Annotated in this window: 19 protein-coding genes and 2 other annotated features; all 19 genes read left to right on the plus strand. The window is 39.6% G+C overall.

Features of this window, described 5'->3' with window-relative positions; translation table 11 throughout:
• Window positions 1-143 precede the first annotated feature (143 nt).
• The 19 genes from radA (at window position 144) to MKX96_RS00930 (ending at window position 15,005) form a co-directional block, all read left to right on the plus strand.
• Window positions 144-1,514 (plus strand): DNA repair protein RadA, encoded by a 1,371-nt coding sequence (radA, locus tag MKX96_RS00840; protein WP_169359395.1) that lies wholly within the window; start codon window positions 144-146, stop codon window positions 1,512-1,514.
• A gap of 229 nt (window positions 1,515-1,743) precedes the next feature.
• Window positions 1,744-2,835: a PIN/TRAM domain-containing protein gene (locus MKX96_RS00845; RefSeq protein WP_340881355.1), complete on the plus strand. Its 1,092-nt coding sequence runs from the start codon at window positions 1,744-1,746 to the stop codon at window positions 2,833-2,835.
• A gap of 66 nt (window positions 2,836-2,901) precedes the next feature.
• Complete coding sequence (gene ispD / locus MKX96_RS00850; RefSeq protein WP_169359393.1) at window positions 2,902-3,594, plus strand: 2-C-methyl-D-erythritol 4-phosphate cytidylyltransferase; 693 nt, start codon at window positions 2,902-2,904, stop codon at window positions 3,592-3,594.
• Between the two features lies 1 nt (window position 3,595).
• On the plus strand, window positions 3,596-4,075 hold the full coding sequence (gene ispF, locus MKX96_RS00855) for a 2-C-methyl-D-erythritol 2,4-cyclodiphosphate synthase (RefSeq protein ID WP_169359392.1): 480 nt from the start codon (window positions 3,596-3,598) through the stop codon (window positions 4,073-4,075).
• A 146-nt stretch (window positions 4,076-4,221) separates the two neighbouring features.
• Window positions 4,222-5,685 (plus strand): glutamate--tRNA ligase, encoded by a 1,464-nt coding sequence (gene gltX, locus MKX96_RS00860; RefSeq protein ID WP_169359391.1) that lies wholly within the window; start codon window positions 4,222-4,224, stop codon window positions 5,683-5,685.
• Window positions 5,686-5,739: 54 nt separating this feature from the next.
• Window positions 5,740-5,957, plus strand: a binding site (T-box leader).
• A gap of 250 nt (window positions 5,958-6,207) precedes the next feature.
• On the plus strand, window positions 6,208-6,882 hold the full coding sequence (gene cysE, locus MKX96_RS00865) for a serine O-acetyltransferase (protein WP_169359390.1): 675 nt from the start codon (window positions 6,208-6,210) through the stop codon (window positions 6,880-6,882).
• Complete coding sequence (gene cysS / locus MKX96_RS00870) at window positions 6,863-8,263, plus strand: cysteine--tRNA ligase (RefSeq protein ID WP_340881357.1); 1,401 nt, start codon at window positions 6,863-6,865, stop codon at window positions 8,261-8,263. The genes cysE and cysS overlap by 20 nt, the downstream gene beginning before the upstream one ends.
• A gap of 59 nt (window positions 8,264-8,322) precedes the next feature.
• Window positions 8,323-8,685 (plus strand): Mini-ribonuclease 3, encoded by a 363-nt coding sequence (locus MKX96_RS00875; protein WP_445678204.1) that lies wholly within the window; start codon window positions 8,323-8,325, stop codon window positions 8,683-8,685.
• Complete coding sequence (gene rlmB / locus MKX96_RS00880; protein WP_169359387.1) at window positions 8,685-9,446, plus strand: 23S rRNA (guanosine(2251)-2'-O)-methyltransferase RlmB; 762 nt, start codon at window positions 8,685-8,687, stop codon at window positions 9,444-9,446. Before MKX96_RS00875 ends, rlmB begins: the two co-directional genes overlap by 1 nt.
• 4 nt (window positions 9,447-9,450) lie before the next feature.
• Window positions 9,451-9,960 (plus strand): NYN domain-containing protein, encoded by a 510-nt coding sequence (locus MKX96_RS00885; RefSeq protein ID WP_298472443.1) that lies wholly within the window; start codon window positions 9,451-9,453, stop codon window positions 9,958-9,960.
• A gap of 44 nt (window positions 9,961-10,004) precedes the next feature.
• Window positions 10,005-10,676 carry an RNA polymerase sporulation sigma factor SigH gene (gene sigH, locus MKX96_RS00890; RefSeq protein ID WP_169359385.1) on the plus strand — a complete coding sequence of 224 codons (672 nt, stop codon included), beginning with the start codon at window positions 10,005-10,007 and terminating at the stop codon, window positions 10,674-10,676.
• 74 nt (window positions 10,677-10,750) lie between these two features.
• On the plus strand, window positions 10,751-10,900 hold the full coding sequence (gene rpmG, locus MKX96_RS00895) for a 50S ribosomal protein L33 (protein WP_298472447.1): 150 nt from the start codon (window positions 10,751-10,753) through the stop codon (window positions 10,898-10,900).
• 40 nt (window positions 10,901-10,940) lie between these two features.
• A complete protein-coding gene (gene secE / locus MKX96_RS00900) occupies window positions 10,941-11,126 on the plus strand; it encodes a preprotein translocase subunit SecE (RefSeq protein ID WP_169359383.1) in 186 nt (61 codons plus the stop codon).
• Between the two features lie 101 nt (window positions 11,127-11,227).
• The gene (gene nusG / locus MKX96_RS00905) at window positions 11,228-11,761 is read left to right on the plus strand and encodes a transcription termination/antitermination protein NusG (protein ID WP_169359382.1); all 534 of its coding nucleotides are present in this window, start codon (window positions 11,228-11,230) and stop codon (window positions 11,759-11,761) included.
• A 165-nt stretch (window positions 11,762-11,926) separates the two neighbouring features.
• Window positions 11,927-12,352, plus strand: coding sequence for a 50S ribosomal protein L11 (gene rplK / locus MKX96_RS00910; protein ID WP_169359381.1), 426 nt, complete (start codon window positions 11,927-11,929; stop codon window positions 12,350-12,352).
• 128 nt (window positions 12,353-12,480) lie between these two features.
• On the plus strand, window positions 12,481-13,173 hold the full coding sequence (gene rplA, locus MKX96_RS00915; RefSeq protein WP_169359380.1) for a 50S ribosomal protein L1: 693 nt from the start codon (window positions 12,481-12,483) through the stop codon (window positions 13,171-13,173).
• 42 nt (window positions 13,174-13,215) lie between these two features.
• Window positions 13,216-13,359 (plus strand) — a sequence feature (ribosomal protein L10 leader region).
• A gap of 32 nt (window positions 13,360-13,391) precedes the next feature.
• Window positions 13,392-13,892 carry a 50S ribosomal protein L10 gene (rplJ, locus tag MKX96_RS00920; RefSeq protein WP_169359379.1) on the plus strand — a complete coding sequence of 167 codons (501 nt, stop codon included), beginning with the start codon at window positions 13,392-13,394 and terminating at the stop codon, window positions 13,890-13,892.
• A gap of 70 nt (window positions 13,893-13,962) precedes the next feature.
• Window positions 13,963-14,325, plus strand: coding sequence for a 50S ribosomal protein L7/L12 (gene rplL / locus MKX96_RS00925; protein ID WP_340881364.1), 363 nt, complete (start codon window positions 13,963-13,965; stop codon window positions 14,323-14,325).
• Between the two features lie 77 nt (window positions 14,326-14,402).
• On the plus strand, window positions 14,403-15,005 hold the full coding sequence (locus MKX96_RS00930; protein ID WP_169359377.1) for a class I SAM-dependent methyltransferase: 603 nt from the start codon (window positions 14,403-14,405) through the stop codon (window positions 15,003-15,005).
• The last annotated feature ends 9 nt before the right edge of the window (window positions 15,006-15,014 follow it).

Below are 15,014 nucleotides of genomic sequence, written 5' to 3' on the forward strand. Positions count from 1 at the left end.
TCAAGATGTCTAGCTTCATCGCCTTGCCCCTCGGGTCAAATGGATAAAAGCTCCGGTGGCTGAGGAACTGCCTCCTCGCTTTTCCCCATTTGCCTGTCGGGGCAGAACAGGCGATTATGCTTTTCTTATTATAGGAGGATTATATGGCAAAAAAGAAAACGAAATTTATGTGTAACTCATGTGGCTATGAGGCTGCCAAATGGATGGGTAGATGTCCAGGATGTGGAGAATGGAACACGATGGTGGAAGAGGTAGAGGTTGTTTCTAAGGGGCCTAGACATTCTTTTCAGCATTCCTCTGGAGTCACTCAAAAAGCAACGCCCATTATATCTATTGAAACGATTGATGAGCCTCGTGTACAGACGGATTTAGTAGAATTGAATCGGGTATTAGGTGGAGGAATTGTGCCAGGCTCCCTAGTTTTAATTGGGGGAGATCCAGGTATAGGTAAATCAACGCTTCTTTTACAAGTTTCTGCACTTCTTGCGAATAAGGGAGAAAGAGTCCTCTACATTTCCGGAGAAGAATCCATCCGCCAGACGAAACTCCGAGCAGAACGTCTAGGAGTTACTTCAAACGAACTTTATATCTATTCGGAAACTAATCTAGAGCTGATAAATGAAACAATCGATCAAGTAAGTCCGCGTTTTGTAATCGTGGATTCTATACAAACTGTGCATCACCCAGAAGTAACGAGTGCACCAGGTAGCGTGTCTCAAGTACGTGAAAGTACTGCTGAGCTGATGCGTATCGCGAAGACTAAAAATATTGCGATCTTTTTAGTTGGTCATGTAACTAAGGAAGGGCAAATCGCCGGACCAAGGATCCTTGAACATATGGTAGATACGGTTTTATATTTTGAGGGTGAGCGTCATCACAATCACCGTATATTGCGTTCACAAAAAAATAGATTTGGTTCGACTAATGAGATTGCTATTTTTGAAATGGTACAACAGGGTCTAAAGGAAGTACTGAATCCTTCTGAGTTATTTTTGCAGGAGCGTTCTCATGGAGCAGCAGGCTCTGCAATCGTCGCGTCTATGGAAGGGACAAGACCGATTTTAGTAGAGATTCAAGCGCTAGTCACACAGTCGAGCTTTAACTACCCTAAAAGAATGGCTACAGGGATTGACCAAAATAGAATTTCCTTGTTAATGGCAGTGCTAGAAAAACGCATGGGACTGCTACTTCAAACACAAGACGCCTATATAAAAGTTGCCGGTGGAGTAAAATTAGACGAACCTGCCATCGATTTAGCCGTCCTAGTAAGTATTGTCTCTAGTTTTAGAGATATAGGTGTTGCTTCAACTGACTGTTTTATAGGAGAAGTCGGATTAACTGGTGAGGTAAGAAGAGTTTCGAGGATTGAACAAAGAGTGCAAGAGGCTGCAAAGCTCGGCTTTAAACGAGCAATCATCCCAGCATCGAATATGGGAGGCTGGGACTATCCAAAGGGACTTCAGGTCATTGGTGTAGAATCAGTAAATGAAGTGATGAAGGAAGCTTTTTCTTAACTGACTAGTAGGACAAACTACTCGAGGTAATAATAGAGAAGATACGGTGGTGGGGAACTGCCACCTGCTTTCTAAAATACGTATACTTCTGAGTGGTAATGTAAACTATGTATAAGTAAACTTTTGATACTAGTATTGTATTGCTGCATTGGTTAGCCTTGCTCATACGTCAAAATAGGCATAGAGCCATAAAAGGAAGTATAATAAAATTTAAACGGAGGTGGAATATTTGTTAAAGTGGATTATTCAAATTGCTTTTGTATTAATAGGTGGTACATTAGGGTTGCTATTCTTACCGCACTTATATGAACTGATTAATTTATCCAACAACTCTTTTATTAACAATGTATATGTTTCTGTATTAATCGGAGCAATCATGCTGTATGTAGCTGCGCTATTTTTAACAGATTATTTAATTCATTTCATTAAATGGATGGAGGAAAGACTATTAAAGGCACCCATTGGTGATTTGTTGTTTGGGACGTTAGGGATGGTCATCGGTTTAATCGTAGCCTTCTTTTTAGGGTCAGCGGTATCGAGTATTGAATTTCCAGTCATTCGGTCTGTTGCTCCAGTTCTATTGACCATCATTTTAGGGTATTTAGGATTCCAGGTAGGTTATAAAAAGAGAGATGAATTGCTACACGTGTTCACTCCGTCTTCTAAGCTCCCTGCATTGAAGAAAAAAACAGCAGAGGAAGAAGAACAGTCCCTACCATTGGGGACTTACAAGCTCTTAGACACAAGTGTGATCATTGATGGGAGAATAGCTGATATTTCTGAAACCGGCTTTATGGAAGGGGTACTAGTTGTCCCTCAATTTGTGCTAACGGAGCTTCAGCATATTGCAGATTCTTCTGATACACTTAAACGGACAAGAGGTCGCCGTGGCTTAGACGTTCTAAACAAACTAAAGGATGAAAGAAGCACTGCGGTTTTAATAGTGGAAGAAGACTTTGAGGATGTCCAAGAAGTTGATTTAAAATTGATGCGTCTAGCTAAAAAAATGGGCGGCATAGTAGTCACAAATGATTTTAACCTAAACAAGGTGTGTGAGCTGCATCAGGTTCGTGTATTGAATATTAATGATTTAGCAAATGCCGTTAAACCGGTAGTTATTCCCGGGGAAATAATGCATGTAGTTGTGATTAAAGATGGTAAAGAGCATAATCAAGGGGTAGCTTATTTAGACGATGGGACAATGATTGTTGTAGAAGGCGGTAAAGCTTATATCGGACAAGCTATTAATGTAGAAGTGACGAGTGTTCTCCAAACATCAGCAGGACGAATGATCTTTGCGAAACCCCAAGAAACTAAATAAGTAGGAGGGGATGTTTCCTTTGTGGAGCATACCCTTTTTCTTTGTAATATAGGAGGTACGTAAATAATGTTGTATACAGTAATCTTACCTGCCGCGGGAAGTGGAAAAAGGATGGGAGCAGGTCACAACAAACTTTTTATCGAATTAAGTAATATACCAGTTTTAATACATACGCTTAGAGTTTTTGAACAAGACCCTGACTGCGCTCATATTGTTTTAGCGATAAAAAAAGAAGAAAAATCATATATAGAACAGCTGCTTCAGCAATATTCCATCCAAAAGGTGTCAGCCATTGTAGAAGGCGGTTCTGAAAGACAGCATAGTGTATATGCGGGCTTGAAGGCTAGTCCTGCTAAAGGGATTGTATTGGTGCATGATGCTGCTAGACCGTTCATTCAGCAGGAAATCATTCATCAGCTAGTCCAAGCAGCTGAAAAATTTGGCGCAGCAGTTGCTGCAGTACGGGCAAAGGATACGATGAAAAAGGTTCACAATGGTATAATACAGGAAACGGTTGATCGAGAGAGTCTTTGGATTATCCAAACACCTCAAGCTTTTCAATATGATGTATTGGAGAAAGCCGAAAGACTCGCTGAGCAGGAATCCTTTTTAGGGACAGACGAGGCTATGCTAGTAGAGAAGCAAGGTGGAAATGTTCACATCGTGGAGAGTACCTATGATAACGTAAAGGTAACCACTCAAGAGGACTTATTGTTAGGAGAAGTAATTTTAAATAAACGAAAGCAGGAGGAAAAATAAATTGTTAAGAATAGGACAAGGCTTTGATGTACATGAATTTGCAGATAACCGCCCATTAATCATAGGTGGGATAACGATCCCTTATGAAAGAGGTTTAATAGGTCACTCGGATGCAGATGTGTTACTCCATACCATTACAGATGCAGCGCTAGGAGCAATTGGAGAAGGAGATATTGGAAGACATTTCCCTGATACGGATCCTGAATTTAAAGATGCAGATTCGGCGAAATTACTCGAGTATATTTGGAAGCTAGTAGATGCAAAAGGCTATAAGCTTGGAAATATAGATTGCACGATAATAGCTCAGATGCCTAAAATGGCCCCGTACATAGAGCAAATCCGCTCAAAAGTAGCAGAGCTTCTGCAAGCTGATGTCTCTCAGGTCAATGTAAAGGCAACAACTACCGAAAAGCTAGGGTTTACTGGGCGTGGGGAAGGGATTGCTTCGATGGCAACTATCCTTTTAATGAAAAAAGACTAGCTTTAAAAATGCTACACGCAGTGGTAGAATAGATAAAGTTTACTACTTTAGCGAAACAGGCAACAATCACGTTGTCTATCAACGGTTTAATTCCACTTTCCAGATAACGGTTTAATTTAAACGTAAGATAATTAGGAGGATTTATAATGACACAAGAAGTTCGCGTACGCTATGCACCAAGTCCTACAGGAAATCTTCATATTGGAGGAGCACGTACTGCATTATTCAATTATTTATATGCTCGCCACCATAATGGGAAATTTATCGTTCGTATTGAAGACACAGATATTGAGCGAAATATTGAAGGCGGAGAATTATCACAGCTGGATAACTTAAAGTGGCTAGGAATGGAATACGATGAATCAGTAGATATCGGTGGACCTTATGCACCTTATCGCCAAATGGAGCGATTAGATATTTACACGAAATACGCAGAGGAAATGCTAGAAAAAGGCCATGCTTATAAATGTTTCTGTACTTCTGAGGAATTAGAAGCTGACCGTGAGCAACAAAAAGAAAATGGTGTAGCTGCTCCGATGTATAACGGAAAATGCCGACATCTATCCAAAGAAGAAGTACAAGAGAAGGAAGCGGCAGGAACACCTTATACGATTCGTATGCGTGTGCCTGAGAATGTAACGTATAAGTTTGACGATTTAGTTCGTGGAACTGTGTCCTTTGAATCCAAAGACGTTGGTGACTGGGTTCTTGTCAAAGCAAATGGCATTCCAACCTATAACTACGCAGTAGTATTAGATGATCACTTAATGGAGATTACGCATGTATTCCGAGGTGAAGAGCATTTATCCAATACTCCAAAACAATTAATGGTATTTGACGTTTTCGGCTGGGAATATCCTAAGTACGGGCACATGACGTTAATCATCAACGAAAGCCGTAAAAAATTATCTAAACGTGATGAATCAATCATACAATTTGTAGCACAATATAAAGACCTAGGGTATCTTCCAGAAGCAATGTTCAACTTCTTTGCTCTATTAGGCTGGTCTCCTGAAGGAGAAGAAGAAATCTTCTCTAAAGAGGAATTCATTAAACAATTTGATGTAGCTCGTCTTTCCAAATCACCGTCAATGTTCGATAAGCAAAAACTAACTTGGATGAACAATCAATACATTAAGCAACTTCCACTAGAAAAAGTAGTAGAGCTTGCGTTGCCACATCTACAAAAAGAAGGACTTCTTCCAGAGGAATTATCTGAGGAGCAACAAGTATGGGCTACAAATTTAATAGGGCTTTACCATGATCAAATGAGCTTTGGAGCAGAAATTATTGAGTTGTCATCATTGTTCTTTAACGACGATGTTGCATATAATGAAGAAGCTCTTGAAGTATTGACTGGTGAACAAGTACCAGAGGTTATGGCTGCCTTTAAAGCACAGTTAGAGGCTCTAGAAACATTTGAACCAGCAGAAATTAAAGCATCGATTAAAGCAGTGCAAAAGGAAACGGGTCATAAGGGGAAAAACCTATTTATGCCTATCCGTGTCGTAACTACTGGCCAAACACATGGTCCGGAATTAGCGGATGCAATTAGCTTAATCGGTAAAGAAAAAGTAATTGCAAGAGTTTCCAAATACGCTAAACAATAAAATTGACTTTTCCACTGCAAGGTGTGAAAATGAGTGTAATTCATGAACGAAGTAAAGAAAGCTAAGAAGAGGAGAAGTACGTAACGCAAGTTCCTTAGAGAGGACCATCACCGGCTGAAAGTGGTCTGAACCTATGAGTTATGGAAATGCACCTCGGAGCGCCAAGCCGAACGATTAGTAGGCTGGACGTATCATCTGCGTTAAAGATGTGAAGCGGGAAAGATAAACATCTTTCCAATCAGAGTGGAACCGCGCAAAACAGCGTCTCTGTCTATATTTATAGACAGAGACTTTTTTTATTGTTTAGGAAATTATAAAATTCTGAACTTGTGGATAAATAGATGTCTAGCTTCAGCGCCTTGCCCCTCGGGGTCAAATGGATAAAAGCTGCTCCTGCGCGAGCTCGTCGCAAACAAAAGCGTTTGCGGTGGCTGAGGAACTGCCTCCTCGCTTTTCTCCATTTGCCTGTCGGGGCAAACATAGGCGCTTGCGCTTTTCTTATGGAAAAAAGGAGTGATTATCGTGTTTGAGCGGATGAAAGAAGATATAGAGGTAGTGTTTGAACAGGATCCCGCTGCTACTAGTAAGTTGGAGGTTATATTAACCTATGCAGGTTTACATGCAGTTTGGAGCCATAGGTTAGCACATGTCTTTTATAAGAGGAAATGGTTTTTCCTTGCAAGGCTAATCTCCCAAATCAGCAGGTTCTTTACAGGTATAGAAATCCATCCTGGAGCGGTGATAGGCAGACGCTTCTTCATCGACCATGGTTCAGGGGTGGTTATTGGAGAAACCTGTGAGATAGGAGACGATTGTACGATCTATCAAGGTGTTACCTTAGGGGGGACTGGTAAAGAAAAAGGAAAGCGTCACCCTACTCTTAAGAATAATGTCTTAGTAGCTACTGGAGCTAAGGTGTTGGGGTCTATCACAATCGGCGACAACAGTAAGGTAGGAGCAGGCTCCGTCGTCCTAAAGGATGTACCAGAAGATTCTACGGTAGTTGGCATACCTGGTGTAGTCGTTATTCAAAATGGTAAAAAGGTAAAAAGAAACTTAGATCATCAAGATCTTCCTGATCCATTTGCAGATCGATGCAAGGAAATGGAAGATAAGATTAAGCAGCTACAGGAAGAAATAGTTCGATTGCTAGAGGAAAAGGAGAGAGCCAAACGCCATGACAATTCAAATCTTTAATTCACTAAAACGTGAGAAGGAACCATTTGTGCCAATAGAAGAAGGGAAGGTAAAAATGTATGTATGCGGTCCAACGGTATACAATTACATTCATATCGGTAACGCACGACCGGTTATCGTATATGACACGGTCCGAAAGTATTTGCAATATCGTGGATACGATGTAACATTCGTAAGTAATTTTACTGATGTAGACGACAAGATTATTAAAGCGGCCAACGAACTCGGTGAAGATGTATCAGAGCTTACGGATCGCTTTATTAAAGCTTATTATGCAGACGTAGAGGCACTAGGGTGCACAAAGGCAGACTCCCATCCTCGTGTAACGGAACATATGGATGAAATTATAGATTTTATTAAAGTGCTAGTAGAAAAAGGCTATGCTTATGAATCACAAGGTGACGTTTACTACCGTACGAGAAAGTTTGAAGGGTACGGAAAGCTTTCACATCAGTCCGTAGATGACTTAAAGGTAGGAGCACGCATTGAGCGTGGAGAGAAGAAAGAAGACGCATTAGACTTCGCTCTATGGAAAGCTGCAAAGCCTGGTGAGATATTCTGGGAAAGTCCATGGGGGCAAGGTCGACCAGGTTGGCATATTGAGTGCTCTGTTATGGCACGTGAGATTTTAGGAGACACAATTGATATACACGCTGGTGGTCAAGATTTAACTTTCCCTCACCATGAAAACGAGATTGCTCAATCTGAGGCTAGAACTGGAAAAACCTTTGCTAGGTATTGGATGCATAACGGTTATATCAATATAGACAATGAAAAAATGTCTAAGTCACTTGGTAACTTTGTATTGGTGAATGACATTCGCAAGCAAATTAACCCGCAGGTGCTCCGATTCTTTATGCTAAGCGTTCATTACCGTAACCCAATTAACTATTCTCAAGAGCTTGTAGAGCAGGCAGAGGCAGGATTAGAACGTATTCGTACTTCATATGAAAATGTACTTCACCGTTTGAATACAACAGCGGATTTAGGTGACCAGCATGATATATGGGTGCACAAAATACAAGAGGTTAAGCAACAATTTGAAACGGCAATGGATGATGATTTTAATACTGCCAATGGGATAGCTGCATTATTTGAATTATCTAAGCTAGCGAATACTTATCTATTAGAAAAGCAAACATCTGAAGAAGTATTAAAACAATTTATTTCCATTTTGGATTTATTAACTGCAGTTCTTGGAATTACTCTTTCAAAGGAGCAAGAGGTGTTGGATGAAGAAATTGATGCGCTTATCGAAGAACGTAACCAAGCGAGAAAAGATCGAAATTTTGCTCGTGCGGATGAAATTAGAGATCAGCTGAAGGAAATGAATATTATTTTAGAAGATACTGCCCAAGGTATCCGATGGAAGCGTGGGTGACCCTCGTGGAATTTAAATTATCTGATGTAAAGCAACTTAACTCTTTAGCCTTAGCTTATATGGGTGATGCGGTGTTCGAACAAGTAGTTCGAGAACACCTCATCCGCTCAGGGCGGGTTAGACCAAACATCCTTCACAAAGAAGCAACAAATTACGTGTCTGCCAAGGCACAAGCAACAATCGTTAAAGAAATGTTAAACACTAATTTCTTAACTGAGGAAGAAGAGGCTGTCTTAAGAAGAGGAAGAAACGCCAAATCTGGAACGGTTCCTAAAAATACAGATGTTTTGACGTATCATTACAGTACAGCGTTTGAAGCTGTTATTGGTAGCTTATACTTAAGTGAGCAAGCAGATCGTTTGCAAGAGGTGCTGCGATTTTCCATTGAATTTATCGATGGGCAAAAGGGAGAGAAAAAATAATGATAGAGAAATCCGAACAAACTGGTGAAATTATTGCTGGTAAAAATCCAGTCGTAGAAGCACTGCGCTCTGGAAGAGACATGAATAAGGTCTGGATAGCTGAAGGTATTCAAAAAAGTGGCGTTACAGAAATCATACAATTGGCGAAGGAAGCAGGAATTATCGTTCAGTTTGTCCCAAAGAAAAAGCTGGATAATCTAACCGATGCAAATCATCAAGGGATTGTAGCTTCAGTTGCTGCTTACAAATATGCAGAATTAGATGATTTATTTAATCTAGCTGCAAGTAAAAAAGAGGATCCACTTTTTATCATTTTAGATGAAATTGAGGACCCACATAACCTAGGTTCTATTATGCGTACTGCGGATGCAGTAGGAGCACATGGTATTATCATTCCGAAGAGAAGAGCTGTTGGGTTAACAGCAGTAGTAGCCAAAGCATCTACAGGTGCAATTGAGCATGTGCCAGTTTATCGTGCCGGGAACTTGGCTCAAACAGTGGACGAGCTTAAAGAGCGCGGAGTGTGGATCGCAGGAACAGATGCTGCGAAGTCAACAGATTATAGAAATATGGATGCTACCCTCCCGTTAGCACTCATTATTGGAAGTGAAGGAAAAGGGATGAGTCGATTATTAAAAGATAAATGCGACTTTCTTTACCATTTGCCGATGGTTGGTCATGTAACTAGCTTGAATGCGTCCGTTGCTACGTCAATCCTTCTATACGAAGTTTTGCGCGTAAGAAACCCGCTTAAACAATAAAATCATGCAGATTCTACTTGTCGATGGTTATAATATCATCGGCGCATGGAGCGAGTTAAGAAAACTAAAAAATGATAAATTACTAGATGCTAGAGATAGACTAATCGAGCAAATGGCAGAATATAAAGCATTTACTGGTATACGAGTAATTGTAGTGTTTGATGCCCACCTAGTACCGGGTATAGAAAACAAAAAGAAACAGTATGATGTGGAAATTATCTTTACAAGAAAAAATGAAACAGCAGACGAGCGAATTGAAAAGATGACTCGGGAGTTAAGTGGTAGACGCGTACAAATTTATGTTGCTACCTCTGATATGACAGAGCAACGAGTCATATTTGGACAAGGTGCGCTAAGAAAATCTGCAAGAGAGTTAGAAATTGAAATGATTTCTATTTCCTCGAATATTACGAAAAAAGTGAAGAATATCCAAGAAGCTAAGCCGTCTTCGACCATTGATTTATCAGAAGAAGTAGCGGAAATTTTCGAAAAATGGCGAAGAGGAATGAAATGACTCATTGACGCTATAAATTTGAATCCTGTATACTGATGGTAAATATGTCTAATTTAGCTGAGGTGACTTCATTGGAAAAGACAGAGCTGAATCTACAACAATTGGATAGTTTACTAGATGAAGAGCTTGTAGAAATGGTTCATCAAGGAAACACCGAAGCGCTAGATTATTTAATAACGAAATACCGTTCATTTGTGAGAATGAAAGGTAGATCCTATTTTTTAATAGGTGCGGATAAGGAAGATATACTTCAAGAAGGAATGATTGGACTATATAAGGCGATTCGTGATTTCAAAGAGGAAAAGCTTTCTTCTTTTAGGGCATTTGCTGAATTATGTATTACAAGGCAGATTATTACTGCTATTAAAACAGCTACCAGGCAAAAGCATATTCCGCTCAATTCATATATTTCCTTGGACAAGCCGATCTATGATGAAGAATCGGACCGTACACTTATGGATATTATCGCAGGATCTGTGGTAGACGACCCAGAGGAGTTAATCATAAACAGAGAAAACTATGATTACATGGAAGGTAAAATGGGTGAAATTTTAAGCGAGCTTGAGCAGCAGGTGCTCTCCTTATATCTAGATGGCCAATCCTATCAAGAGATATCCGAGGAATTGAATAGACATGTTAAGTCTATCGATAACGCCTTGCAAAGAGTAAAGCGTAAGCTAGAGCGTTATATGGAGATTGGAAGTAATTATGCATAATTTGGGATTTTGTTGACACAGTAAGTCTAAGGTGATAATCTTGAAAAAGACTTATACACCAAAAAGGTGAGATTATGACTAAAAAAATCGTCTTGAGTTGCGTAGAATGTGGTAATCGCAATTATACAGTTCCAGCGTCTAAAGATAGCGGTTCTGTTCGTATAGAGAGAAAAAAATACTGCACGCATTGTAATGCTCATACAGTACACAAACAAACATTATGAGTATGTAAGAAGATAGATATTCATGTGGAGGTTCAACTAAATGGCTAATATTAGTGGGTTTTTTAAAAACGTAGGGTCAGAAATGAGAAAAGTAAGTTGGCCAAAACGCAAAGAGCTAACACGGTACACAATCATTGTGCTTGCAACAGTAGCGGTAATGGCTGTATTCTTTGCAGTAGTGGACTTAGGTATTTCTGAATTGTTCCGTTGGTACTTGGAGTTATAAGTTTGTAGCATGTAAATATCTGAAAATAGCCCGTCTTAGTCAACGAACGGGTTTTTTCATTTGTCTTAGAAAAGGAGGGAAGGACGTCTAGTCCTGACACTATGGAAAAAAATTGGTATGTCGTTCATACGTACTCTGGGTATGAAAATAAAGTAAAAGCAAATTTAGAAAAGCGTGTAGAAACAATGGGGATGTCTGACAAGATATTCCGAGTGTTCATCCCGGAACAAGAAGAAACAGATTTTAAAGATGGAAAAAAACGTGTGGTTACAAGAAAAACATTCCCTGGGTATGTTTTTGTAGAGTTAATCATGACTGACGACGCTTGGTATGTAGTACGTAACACACCAGGAGTAACTGGATTCCTAGGTTCATCAGGTGGAGGGACAAAGCCTACACCGCTTGCTCCAGAAGAGGTTCAATCTATGCTGAAGCAAATGGGTATGAACGATCGCAAAGTCGAGGTAGATTTCTCAGTTGGAGAATTAGTAGAAGTACTAGAAGGGCCATTTGCTCATTTCCAAGGTAAAGTAGAAGCAATCGAGGCAGAAAAAGGAAAAGTTACTGTTTCTATAGATATGTTCGGACGTGAAACGAATATGGAGCTAGATTTCGAACAAGTAATTAAAGTATAATTTATACTTGCTAAAAAAATGGATAAGTGGTATCATTTCAAAGGTCAGACTGAAAAAAAGTCTGCATGAATTTTCTAAATGTTATCAGCGCAGAGCTGAGAGACAGATATTTGAGTGGGAGGGGCAACCCAATTACCACATCACGGACTTAAGGAGGTGTGTCTCGTGGCTAAAAAAGTGATTAAAGTTGTTAAATTACAAATTCCTGCTGGTAAAGCTAATCCAGCTCCACCGGTTGGTCCTGCATTAGGACAAGCAGGTGTTAATATCATGGGATTCTGTAAGGAGTTCAACGCACGTACTGCTGATCAAGCAGGTCTAATCATTCCGGTTGAAATTTCTGTATTTGAAGATCGTTCTTTTACTTTCATTACAAAAACTCCGCCGGCAGCAGTGTTACTTAAAGTAGCAGCAGGAATTCAATCTGGATCAGGTGAACCGAACCGCGTTAAAGTGGCGACAGTTAAACGTGAAAAAGTTCGCGAAATCGCTGAACAAAAAATGCCAGATCTAAACGCTGCATCTGTTGAAACAGCTATGTTGATGGTTGAAGGTACAGCACGTAGCATGGGTATTACGATCGAAGACTAATACTTTATGTGATTTTGATATGAAGCAATTGTTTTTTGGAAGGTTGTAGTTGTTCCTTAGAATAACTGCAACCTTTACACGTGGGAGGTTTATTCCGCTAAAACCACTATCAAGGAGGACATTTTAAAATGGCTAACAAAGGTAAAAAGTTACAAGAAGCTGCTAAATTAGTTGACAAAAATACTACGTATTCAGCTAAAGAAGCAATTGAACTTGCTAAAAAAACTAGCACAGTTAATTTTGATGCAACAGTTGAAGTTGCTTTCCGTCTAGGAATTGATACTCGTAAAAACGACCAACAAATCCGTGGAGCAGTAGTACTTCCAAACGGAACTGGTAAAACTCAACGCGTATTAGTTTTTGCTAAAGGTGAAAAACTTAAAGAAGCTGAAGCTGCAGGTGCAGACTATGTAGGTGACGTGGAATATATCAACAAAATCCAACAAGGATGGTTTGACTTCGATGTAATCGTAGCTACTCCTGACATGATGGGTGAAGTTGGTAAAATCGGTCGAGTACTTGGACCAAAAGGTTTAATGCCAAACCCTAAAACTGGTACTGTTACATTTGATGTTACTAAAGCGATTGAAGAAATTAAAGCTGGTAAAGTAGAATACCGTGCTGACAAAGCAGGGATTATTCATGCACCTATCGGAAAAGTTTCTTTCGAAGACGACAAATTAGTAGAAAACTTCATGGCAGTATTTGAAGTAATTCAAAAAGCTAAACCAGCTGCATCAAAAGGTGTTTACATGAAATCTGTAAATGTAACAACTACAATGGGCCCAGCTATTAAAGTTGACGCTCAATCAGTAAAATAATAATTGACAACCTATAGTCTATCTGATAAGATGACTTTTGTTGTGTAATATACATTTGTACCGAAGACAGTAGGAGTGACTTGTCACTTAATATCCTACCGAGGACACGTAAATTCAGATTCTAATTAGATGATGACTTTCTGCCTCTGTGTCTATCCGTAGATCAGAGGCTTTTCTTTTGTCGGTATAAATGGCCAATTCTTATAGGAGGTGCCAAGATGAGCAAAGCAATCGAAACAAAAAAAGTAATTGTAGACGATATCGCTGGTAAATTTAAAGCTGCTGCTTCAGTAGTAGTTGTTGATTACCGTGGTTTAAACGTTGCACAAGTTACGGAATTACGTAAACAACTTCGTGAAGCTGGCGTTGAGTTCAAAGTTTATAAAAACTCACTTACACGTCGTGCTACTGAAATCGCGGGTGTTGATGCGATCAACGAATTCTTAGTTGGACCAAATGCTGTTGCATTCTCTAACGAAGACGTAGTTGCTCCTGCAAAAATCATCAACGATTTTGCTAAAAAGAACGAACAATTAGAAATTAAAGCAGGGATCATCGAAGGTAACGTATCTTCAGCTGAAGATGTAAAAGCACTTGCAGAACTTCCATCACGCGAAGGACTTCTTTCAATGCTTTTATCTGTACTTCAAGCTCCAGTGCGCAATTTCGCACTTGCAACAAAAGCTGTTGCAGAACAAAAAGAAGAGCAAGGCGCATAATTCATTATGCAACTCTTCGACAAAAAACCGGCTAATAGCCTAACATACCCAATAATAGGAGGAAAATAAAATGAATAATGAGCAAATCTTAGAAGCTATCAAATCAATGACAGTTCTTGAATTAAACGACTTAGTAAAATCAATCGAAGAAGAATTCGGTGTTACTGCTGCTGCACCTGTAGCTGCTGCAGCTGGTGGCGGTGCTGCTGCTGCTGAAGAGCAAACTGAATTTGACGTAATCCTTGCATCTGCAGGCGACCAAAAAATCAAAGTAATCAAAGTAGTTCGTGAAATCACTGGTCTTGGCTTGAAAGAAGCTAAAGAAGTAGTAGATAACGCTCCTAAAGCTATTAAAGAAGGCGTATCTAAAGAAGATGCAGAAGCTATGAAAGCTCAACTTGAAGAAGTAGGCGCTAACGTAGAAGTTAAGTAATTTCTGGTACAACTCGGGGAAAAAGCTCGTCTATATACGACGGGCTTTTCTTCGTATGTATGATGGAGGGTTAAACGGTGTCTGAACATTATTATTCTAGAAAACCTCAAACGGAAAGTAAGCCTCAACATTGGAATTTTAAATTACTTGGTCATAATTTTCGGTTTGAAACAGATGCTGGTGTATTTAGTAAGAGCGAAGTAGATTTTGGCTCCCGTGTATTAATTGATGCTTTTAGTGCCCCAGATCTCGAAGGAGATATATTGGATGTGGGCTGTGGGTACGGTCCAATTGGACTTGCCGTTGCAAAAGCAAATGAAGAAAGAACAGTTCATTTAGTAGATGTTAACACACGTGCAATCCAACTTGCAGTAAAAAATGCGGCTGCTAACGGGGTACAAAATGTGCGAATCTATGAAAGTGATGGGTTGTCAGCAGTGGAAACTGCAAACTTTGCGGCTATTATAACTAATCCACCTATTCGTGCTGGAAAAGAGACTATATTTCGTTTCTATAAGGATTCCTATGAAAAATTAGTTTCAGGGGGAGAATTGTGGGTTGTAATTCAAAAGAAACAAGGGGCACCATCTACTTTTAGTTTTTTAGAAGAGATTTTTGGTCAAGTAGAAGTTGTGAACAAAGAAAAAGGTTATTGGATTATAAAAGGTACAAAAGATTGACTTGACAAA

It is taken from the genome of Psychrobacillus sp. FSL W7-1493, from assembly GCF_038004905.1.
GTDB lineage: Bacteria > Bacillota > Bacilli > Bacillales_A > Planococcaceae > Psychrobacillus.

Bases quoted from the DNA above. Each gene is read 5' to 3' on its own strand.
- radA (WP_169359395.1), top strand. From the start codon at position 144: ATGGCAAAAAAGAAAACGAAATTTATGTGTAACTCATGTGGCTATGAG.
- ispD (WP_169359393.1), top strand. From the start codon at position 2,902: ATGTTGTATACAGTAATCTTACCTGCCGCGGGAAGTGGAAAAAGGATG.
- sigH (WP_169359385.1), top strand. From the start codon at position 10,005: ATGTCTAATTTAGCTGAGGTGACTTCATTGGAAAAGACAGAGCTGAAT.
- MKX96_RS00885 (WP_298472443.1), top strand. From the start codon at position 9,451: ATGCAGATTCTACTTGTCGATGGTTATAATATCATCGGCGCATGGAGC.
- rplA (WP_169359380.1), top strand. From the start codon at position 12,481: ATGGCTAACAAAGGTAAAAAGTTACAAGAAGCTGCTAAATTAGTTGAC.
- nusG (WP_169359382.1), top strand. From the start codon at position 11,228: ATGGAAAAAAATTGGTATGTCGTTCATACGTACTCTGGGTATGAAAAT.
- rlmB (WP_169359387.1), top strand. From the start codon at position 8,685: ATGATAGAGAAATCCGAACAAACTGGTGAAATTATTGCTGGTAAAAAT.
- rpmG (WP_298472447.1), top strand. From the start codon at position 10,751: ATGACTAAAAAAATCGTCTTGAGTTGCGTAGAATGTGGTAATCGCAAT.
- gltX (WP_169359391.1), top strand. From the start codon at position 4,222: ATGACACAAGAAGTTCGCGTACGCTATGCACCAAGTCCTACAGGAAAT.
- rplL (WP_340881364.1), top strand. From the start codon at position 13,963: ATGAATAATGAGCAAATCTTAGAAGCTATCAAATCAATGACAGTTCTT.
- cysS (WP_340881357.1), top strand. From the start codon at position 6,863: ATGACAATTCAAATCTTTAATTCACTAAAACGTGAGAAGGAACCATTT.
- MKX96_RS00875 (WP_445678204.1), top strand. From the start codon at position 8,323: ATGGGTGATGCGGTGTTCGAACAAGTAGTTCGAGAACACCTCATCCGC.
- rplJ (WP_169359379.1), top strand. From the start codon at position 13,392: ATGAGCAAAGCAATCGAAACAAAAAAAGTAATTGTAGACGATATCGCT.
- secE (WP_169359383.1), top strand. From the start codon at position 10,941: ATGGCTAATATTAGTGGGTTTTTTAAAAACGTAGGGTCAGAAATGAGA.